1 protein-coding gene is annotated in these 940 nt (G+C 35.2%); it reads right to left on the bottom strand.

The genetic code is table 11. The features are described from left to right. Positions 1-809: citrate synthase (mmgD, locus tag AC1DTM_RS28845; protein ID WP_477001525.1), on the bottom strand; the 809-nt coding region annotated here is incomplete at its 3' end. Between the last annotated feature and the right edge of the window lie 131 nt (positions 810-940).

The following is a 940-nucleotide window of genomic DNA, read 5'->3' on the forward strand; positions in this document are numbered from 1 at the left end:
ATCTTCTTCATATATACGCGATGTCCAAAGCCCATGATTTTTTCTTTGTTATAAAGTTTCTTCTGTAATAGTTCTTCAAATTTCTCAACATTGCCAGCTTCTAAAAGCATGTACATAACCGCTTCATTTGCACCACCATGTAAACTTCCTTTTAAAGATGCAACTGCACCTGTTAAAGCGCCGTATAAATCCGATTGTGTTGATGCAATTACGCGAGCTGTAAATGTAGAGTTTGGCATTTCATGTTCACTATATAATACAAGGGAACGATCAAAGATCTTTTCCTCAAGTTCAGTTGGTTTTTTACCAGTTAACATATAGAAGAAATTCGCACTATATGACAATTCCTGAAGGGGCTGAATTGGCTCCTCGTTATTTAAAATATGATAGCTATTCGCTACGATATTTGGCACTTTACTTAAAAGCTTGTACCCTCGACTTTTATTCACTTCTAACGAGCGGTTTTCGATATCACTATCGTAACCAGCTAATGCTGACACACCTGTACGTAACCCATCCATAGGATGCGTTTCTTTAGGCAATGCCTTTAGCACATTAAATACACCTTCCGGCACTGCATATTCTTCTTTTAATTTCTTTTCAATTGTTGCTTTTTCATCCTCATTCGGTAGCTGTTCTTCTAATAAAAGATGCACAATGTCTAAATACTCTTTTGTTTTTGAGAGTTCGATTAAATCATACCCTTGAATTACAATTTCACCTTTTACTGTGTCAAGAAACGAAATTTTCGTCTCCGCTGCTACTACACCATCTAATCCCGGGGAAAATTTTTCTTCAGCTTTCATCATTATTTCCTCCAATCCTAATAGATCTTCGTGCACATAACTGTAAGCCTTTACAATACTGTGAAACTACATTTCTCTATTTCAATGTATCAGAGTTTTTAGAAGATTTCAATTTATTTTATAATGATAAGTTT

The sequence above is a fragment of the Bacillus sp. P4_D3 genome, from assembly GCF_056401855.1.